Genomic DNA, 5,517 nt, shown 5'->3' on the forward strand with positions numbered 1-5,517 from the left:
GAGTGGAAGAGGACGATCTGGGCCACCGGGGTTTCCTTCGCTTCGTGGGCGTTGCCCGGTCCATGATGGCGCATCGCACGGCGCGGGGGCCCGCTCAGTGTGGGTGTCGCGGGCCCGGGTGGGGGGGGGGGGCGGGCGCGTCCCGGCGGGGGCGCCGCGCGGGCCCGCGCGCCCCCCCCCGGGCCGCCGCCCCCGACCCGGCGCGCGCGGTGGCCGGGCTCCCCCCCCCCGCCCGGCCGCCGGGTGCATCCGCTCAGCCGGCGTCCGCGCCGAACCACCTCGGCAGGTGGTCGAGCAGGTCCTGCTGGTCGTCGCCGACCCACGCCACGTGGCCGTCCGGGCGCAGCAGCACCGCGGGGACGTCCAACTCCTCGCTGACGTCGACCACATGGTCGACCCGGTCCGCCCAGCCCGACACCGAGAGCCGGCCGGTCTGGTCGAGCAGCAGGCCGCGGCCGCCGTGCATCTGCCCGTAGAGGCGGCCGCGCTTCAGCGCGACGTCCCGCATCCGCCGGCCGAGCAGGTCATGGCCCTCGCCGAAGTCGTAGCGGACCGCGATGCCCGTGATCTTCTCGATCAGGTACCGGTTCACCTCCTCGAAGTTCACCAGCTCCGCCAGCAGCCGGCGGACGGCCAGCGCGCCCGGCTCGGTGGACATCAGCTCGGTCTGCGCGCGGGTGTTGTCCAGTACGGCGGCGGCCACCGGCTGCCGCTCGGACTGGTAGGTGTCCAGCAGGCCCTCCGGGGCCCAGCCGGCCACCGCGGCGGCCAGCTTCCAGCCGAGGTTGAACGCGTCCTGGACACCGAGGTTGAGCCCCTGTCCACCGGTCGGCGGGTGGATGTGCGCCGCGTCGCCGGCCAGCAGCACCCGGTCGACCCGGTAGCGCTCGGCCAGCCTGGTGGCGTCGCCGAAGCGGGAGAGCCAGCGCGGCGAGTGCGCACCGAAGTCGGTGCCGGCGTAGGCCCGCAGCTGCTGCCGGAAGTCGTCGAGGGTCGGTGGGACCGCACGGTCCTCGGCGACCCCGTCGGCGGGCACCACCACGCGGTACAGCCCGTCCCCCTTGGGTACGGCGCCGAACCGCAGCTGGGTCTTGCGGACCTCGGCCACCGCCGCGGTCAGCACCTCCGTCGACGCGGTCAACTCCATCTCGCCCAGCAGCGTCTCCACCCGGGCGGGCTCACCGGGGAAGCCGACCCCGAGCAGCTTGCGCACCGTGCTGCGCCCGCCGTCGCAGCCGACGAGGTAGCGCGAGCGCAGCCGCGTGCCGTCGGCCAGTTCGGCGTTCACCCCGTCCTCGTCCTGGCTCAGCCCGACCAGTTCGCAGCCGCGCCGGATCTCGGCGCCGAGGCCGAGTGCGTGCTCGGTCAGCAGGCGTTCGGTGATCTCCTGCGGGATGTGCAGGACGTACGAGTGCGCGGTGTCCAGGCGCTCGGGCCACGCGGTGCCCAGGCCCGCGAAGAAGCCGCCGACGGTGAACTTCCTGCCGAGCGGGAGGAACCGCTCCAGCAGGCCGCGCTGGTCCATCACCTCGATGCTGCGCACGTGCAGGCCCTGCGCCCGGGACTGCAGGGTCGGCTGCGGCTCCCGCTCCACCACGACCACGTGCAGGCCGTGCAGCCGCAGTTCGGCCGCCAGCATCAGACCGGTCGGTCCGGCGCCGGCCACGATCACGTCCACCATGAAATCCCCGTTCCACGAGATTGCCCCGGGTCGGCTGCCCCGTGCCGTCGGGCGGCGCGCACGCCCGCACACGGAGATCGGCCCCCGATTACCGCAAATCCGTCATTTCGGCCGTTTCCCGGCCCAGGCCGACCATTTTGCGGCACGACCGGGGCCTTGCCGCAAGGCCCCCCGCGCGGTATACGTTGAGAGTGGCAAGGAGTGGAATTCCCTCCTTGCCCTTCCTTTTGTCGCTCGCCGGACCGGCCGCGACGGAACGGGAGCAGTCGTGGACGGACGGTACGAGGTCCGGGCGATCGGCCGGGTGGAGTCGCCGCTGCGGGAGAGGGCGCAGGCCCCGAAGCAGGGCGACGAGGGCGGGCCGGACGCCTGGCTGGTCTTCGAACCCCGGGTGGCCCGGGGGCTGAGGGACCTGACGGTCGGCCAGGACGTGCTGCTGCTGACCTGGCTGGACCGGGCCGACCGCAATGTACTCGCCGTCCACCCGCGCGGGGAGGCCGCCCGGCCGGAGACCGGGGTCTTCGCCACCCGCTCGCCCGACCGCCCGAACCCGATCGGCCTGCACCGGGTCACCGTCCTGGCCCTGGACCCGGACGGGCTGCGGGTCCGGGTCAGCGACCTGGAGGCGCTCGACGGGACACCGGTCCTGGACGTGAAGCCGGTGCTGGACGGCGGCACCGAGCGCTGAACAGCACCGGCGTCCCGACCGGTCGACAGGCCCGGCCGCCCGGCCCCCGAGCTGTGCACGACCCGCCCGTCCCGTACCGTCGACAGGGGCCACCGCGCCCGCCCTTCCGACGTGTGGAGACGAACGAGATGTCCGAACAGCGCCCGCCGGTACCGCCGTTCACCCGGGACAGCGCGGTGGAGAAGGTCCGCCGTGCCGAGGACGGCTGGAACAGCCGGGACCCGCGGACGGTGTCGCTGGCCTACAGCGCGGACTCCCGGTGGCGCAACCGGGCCGAGTTCGTGACCGGCCGCGAGGAGATCGTCGAGTTCCTCACCCGCAAGTGGAACCGGGAGCTCGACTACCGGCTCATCAAGGAGCTGTGGGCCTTCGACGACCACCGGATCGCGGTGCGCTTCGCGTACGAGTGGCACGACGACACCGGCACCTGGTACCGCTCCTACGGCAACGAGAACTGGGAGTTCGACGCCGAGGGCCTGATGACCGCGCGCCACGCCAGCATCAACGACCTCCCCATCCGCGAGGCCGACCGCCTGTACCACTGGCCGCAGGGCCGTCGACCGGACGGCCATCCGGGGCTCTCGGACCTCGGACTCTGAGCGGCGCGCCCGGCCCGCCACGGCGGCGGGGCGCCCGCACGGCGCGACCACGGACGGAGCGAGCCATGCCCGACCCGGCGGACGGGCCCCCGCGGCCGCGAGGGGCCCGGCGGACCGCCCTGGTGGCCGGGCTGCTGACCCTGGCGGCCGGCGCGGTGAACGCCTTCGGCTTCCTCGCCCTGGGCGCCGTGTTCACCAGTGTGGTCACCGCGAACTCCGCACTGCTGGGCCTCCATCTGGGTGACGGGAGCCTCGGGGCCGCCCGCCTGGTCGCCGTCGCCCTCCTCGGCTACCTCGGCGGGGCCGCCGTCGGCAGTCTGGTCGCCGCGGGCCGCGGCCGGCTGCCCGCGGCGGGAATCCGGGGCGCCCTGACCGTCGAGGCCGTGCTGCTGTGGCTGGTGGCCGCCGGCTGGCTGCAGTGGCACCACGCACCGGACCAGGCCGACCAGGCGCTGCTGCTCTTCGCGACCGCCCTGGCCATGGGCTGCCAGAACGCCGGTGTCCTGGTCGCATCAGGCAGCCCGGGCCCCACCGCCTACCTGACCGGCCTGGTCACCGCCACGGTCGCGGACGCCGTCACCCGGGGACGGCTGCGCGGGCGCAACGCCGGCACCGTCCTGCTGCTGGTGGCCGGGGCCGCCGCGGCCGGGGCGGCGATGCGCTGGCTGCGCCCGGCCGCCCCGGTGGTGCCGGCCCTGCTGGTGACCGCCGCACTCGCCGCGACGGCCGGGCCGCGGGCCGCGGGGGCCGAGGAGGAGGCGGACCAGCACTCCTGACGGCGGCTCAGGCAGTCGGGCCTGCGCCCGCGTCCGCGGGATCGGCGGCGGCCCGGACGAGGTTCCGCTCCAGTCGCTCCAGGGTGTGCAGGGCCCCGCTCCGCTCGTCCGCGGAGAGGTCCGCCGCCACCAGGTCCTCCAGCCGGCTCCAGACCCGCTCGACCTCGGTGCGCAGGGCGAGGCTGGCTGCCGTCGGCTCGATGAGCGAGGCGCGCCGGTCGGTGGGCGAGGGCCGGCGGCGGACGAACCCGGCCTGTTCCAGGCGCTGGACGGTGCGCGTCATGGTCGCGGCGTCCGAGTCCAGCAGCCGCACCAGGTCGGCCTGCCGCTGGGGGCCCAGCTCCCACAGGTGCATCATCACCAGCTCCTGGCCGGGATGCAGGCCGGTGCGGCGCAGCAGCTGCCCGGCGAACATGCGGTGCAGGCGGGCCAGCCGGAAGATCGCATGGCTGATCGGCCCGCCGCCGGCCGCGCCCGGCATCGGGACGGTGGCCTCCCGCCCCGCCCCTGCGGGGCCCTCCCCCGCCTCGGGCTCCGTCATCACATCCTCGCCTTCCTGTTCGATCAGGCTGATCCTACGCTTCTCGCCCACACCCCGCCGCCCCGCCCACTCGGGAACACATATGCGCAGGCAGGAGTACGTGACGTGCATCACATTTGACTCGGGCATCGGTCCCGGGGTTTTACTTGTTCGGACAGGTAATTGCTTCGACGGACCTGCCGGCCGCCGGGCACCGACCCTCCCGAGGAGGAGACCATGACCACTGCCTTCGATCCGATCGTCCTGGGCGGCAAGCGCCTCAGCAGCCGCATCGCGATGGCCCCGATGACCCGCAGCCGCGCCTTCGGGCCCGGCGCCGAGCCGACGGAGCTGATGGCCGCCTACTACGCGCAGCGCGCCGGCGCCGGCCTGATCGTCACGGAGGGCGTCCAGCCCTCGCCGGTCGGCCAGGGCTACCCCGACACCCCCGGCCTGCACACGCCGGGCCAGGTGCGGGCGTGGCGGACGGTGACCGACGCCGTGCACCGCGAGGGCGGGGTGATCTTCGCGCAGCTGATGCACACCGGCCGGATCGGCCACCCCAGCCTGCTCCCCGAGGGCCTGGTGCCGGTGGGGCCGTCGGCGGTCGCCGCAGAGGGCCGGGTCTACACCCACGAGGGACCGAAGGAGTTCGTGACGCCCAGGGAGCTGACCGAGGCGGAGATCCGGCGGACGGTCGCCGACTTCGCCGACGCGGCCCGCAACGCCGTCGAGGCGGGGTTCGACGGCGTGGAGATCCACGGCGCCAACGGCTACCTGATCCACCAGTTCCTCGCGCCGAACACCAACCGGCGGACCGACGGCTGGGGTGGCGGCACCGAGGGCCGGATCCGCTTCGCCGTCGAGGTGGCGACCGCCGTGGCCGAGGCCATCGGCAGCCACCGGGTCGGTCTGCGGATCTCGCCCGGGAACCCGTTCAACGACATCGCCGAGGACAACCCCGGCGAGGTCTACGAGACCCTGCTGGACCGGCTCGCCGGCCTCGACCTGGCCTATCTGCACCTCTTGGAGGGACCGGACCGCGATCTGACCGCCCGGCTGCGCAAGGCCTGGCCCGGCACCTTCGTCCTCAATCCCTTCACCCACCCGGAGGCGACCGGCCCCGATGCGCTGCAGCTGGTCGAGGACGGCAGCGCCGACATGATCGCCTTCGGGGCGCTCTTCCTGGCCAACCCCGACCTGCCGGCCCGCCTCACCGCCGGCGGCCCGTTCAACACCCCTGACCCGTCCAC

Annotated in this window: 6 protein-coding genes; 4 read left to right on the top strand and 2 right to left on the bottom strand. The window is 74.5% G+C overall.

From position 1 onward, the window contains the following. Positions 1-253: 253 nt before the first annotated feature. Positions 254-1,681, bottom strand: a complete 1,428-nt coding sequence (rox, locus tag ACFV0G_RS31975; protein WP_380555574.1) for a rifampin monooxygenase — start codon at positions 1,679-1,681, stop codon at positions 254-256. Positions 1,682-1,949: 268 nt separating this feature from the next. On the opposite strand from rox, the gene tsaA reads away from it, so the two are divergent. The 3 genes from tsaA (at position 1,950) to ACFV0G_RS31990 (ending at position 3,744) form a co-directional block, all read left to right on the top strand. Next, positions 1,950-2,369 (top strand): tRNA (N6-threonylcarbamoyladenosine(37)-N6)-methyltransferase TrmO, encoded by a 420-nt coding sequence (tsaA, locus tag ACFV0G_RS31980; RefSeq protein ID WP_380555576.1) that lies wholly within the window; start codon positions 1,950-1,952, stop codon positions 2,367-2,369. 128 nt (positions 2,370-2,497) lie between these two features. Then, a complete protein-coding gene (locus tag ACFV0G_RS31985) occupies positions 2,498-2,968 on the top strand; it encodes a DUF1348 family protein (protein WP_380555578.1) in 471 nt (156 codons plus the stop codon). Between the two features lie 65 nt (positions 2,969-3,033). Next, complete coding sequence (locus ACFV0G_RS31990; protein ID WP_380555580.1) at positions 3,034-3,744, top strand: YoaK family protein; 711 nt, start codon at positions 3,034-3,036, stop codon at positions 3,742-3,744. Between the two features lie 7 nt (positions 3,745-3,751). Here the strand turns inward: ACFV0G_RS31990 and ACFV0G_RS31995 are convergent, their stop codons facing one another. Next, positions 3,752-4,285: a MarR family winged helix-turn-helix transcriptional regulator gene (locus ACFV0G_RS31995; protein WP_380555582.1), complete on the bottom strand. Its 534-nt coding sequence runs from the start codon at positions 4,283-4,285 to the stop codon at positions 3,752-3,754. A gap of 216 nt (positions 4,286-4,501) precedes the next feature. Here ACFV0G_RS31995 and ACFV0G_RS32000 point away from each other — a divergent pair. After that, on the top strand, positions 4,502-5,517 hold a 1,016-nt coding region (locus ACFV0G_RS32000), incomplete at its 3' end, for an alkene reductase (protein WP_380555584.1).

Origin of the sequence: Kitasatospora sp. NPDC059571 (assembly GCF_042735675.1) — a bacterium.
Taxonomy (GTDB): domain Bacteria; phylum Actinomycetota; class Actinomycetes; order Streptomycetales; family Streptomycetaceae; genus Kitasatospora.